3 protein-coding genes and 1 pseudogene are annotated in these 1019 nt (G+C 43.7%); all 4 read left to right on the top strand.

Features of this window, described 5'->3' with window-relative positions:
- Positions 1-98, top strand: a pseudogene (locus BVJ53_RS14190) (ATP-binding protein); the annotation flags it as partial.
- Positions 95-436, top strand: coding sequence for a hypothetical protein (locus BVJ53_RS14185; RefSeq protein WP_129302933.1), 342 nt, complete (start codon positions 95-97; stop codon positions 434-436). The pseudogene BVJ53_RS14190 and the gene BVJ53_RS14185, both read left to right, overlap by 4 nt.
- Positions 424-882 (top strand): hypothetical protein, encoded by a 459-nt coding sequence (locus BVJ53_RS14180; protein WP_129302932.1) that lies wholly within the window; start codon positions 424-426, stop codon positions 880-882. Before BVJ53_RS14185 ends, BVJ53_RS14180 begins: the two co-directional genes overlap by 13 nt.
- Positions 879-1019 (top strand): RusA family crossover junction endodeoxyribonuclease (locus BVJ53_RS14175; protein WP_129302931.1); only part of this gene is annotated, 141 nt, incomplete at its 3' end. The genes BVJ53_RS14180 and BVJ53_RS14175, both read left to right, overlap by 4 nt.

Here is a 1019-nt window from a genome sequence, read left to right as displayed (position 1 = left end):
TGTACAACAGCAAACTCATCAGCCGAATTATTCCAAAATCAAAAGATTGCACATTAAATTTTGAAAAACTAACAGACGTAAGGGGGAAAAGATCGTGACTGCAGACGAAATGATAAATAGATATTTGCAAAGCTTGGATAAGCGGCTGCGAGCATACGAAACGGCATTGAATCAAACAGTAGCGGACATCTACCGTTATTATGACAGTGGCTGCCTAAACGTTACTGAATCACAGTGGCAAGACATCATCGTGCTTGTTGGGGGAATTGTTCAGGCAAATACACGCATGATTCATGAAGCGTCAGATAGCGTATATGCTGACGGCAAAGTTTCGGGTAGCTTGCTTAAGTTAATTAAACTAGCTAAGCACTTCGCATCACTGGACTTCTCAGAAACGCCATTAATTAAACAGGAGGCAAAAGCATGCCACAAGTAACAGTGCGTTTATACAAGCAAGGCGACAAAGTATGGTGCGACTTCAAGGCGGAATTGCTTAAGCGATACGAAAACTCAGCAATGATAGACATCTCAAAAAGCAAAGCATTCTCAAAAATAGAGAAACAGGAGTTCAATAACCGGATCATTGTGTCAAAGAAATCAATTGTCGAGAAACGTGCGGTAGCCGGTGTTGATAATCGAGATATGCCTTCAGTCGCACTGATCAGCAGCATCAAGGCTGTAAACAAACGCGGGGAAGCTAACCGTAAGAAGTATGCAGTACAAGTTTCTGAGGCGGCAAGCAAGAGCAAAACACTAACAGAGGTTGCAAAACGGATCGGGAAGTCAATAACGTTCGTGAGACGAGTGGCAAGCGAGTTTGAAATCAAGCTGCCAATCCGTAACAACGGTAATGACTATCTGAAGGACGTGAAACAAGCGTGATAAGGCTAACAATACCCGGTGAACCGGTTGCTCAAGGGAGGCCTAGGTTTTCTCGGCGAGGAAAGTATGTAAGTACGTATGATCCTCCCAAATCACGTGGCTACAAAGAATACATCAAGCAGATTGCACGTCAGGAG

The sequence above is a fragment of the Lacticaseibacillus chiayiensis genome (assembly GCF_004123795.1).
GTDB classification, from domain to species: domain Bacteria; phylum Bacillota; class Bacilli; order Lactobacillales; family Lactobacillaceae; genus Lacticaseibacillus; species Lacticaseibacillus chiayiensis.
This window is presented reverse-complemented; position numbering and strand designations above follow the sequence as displayed.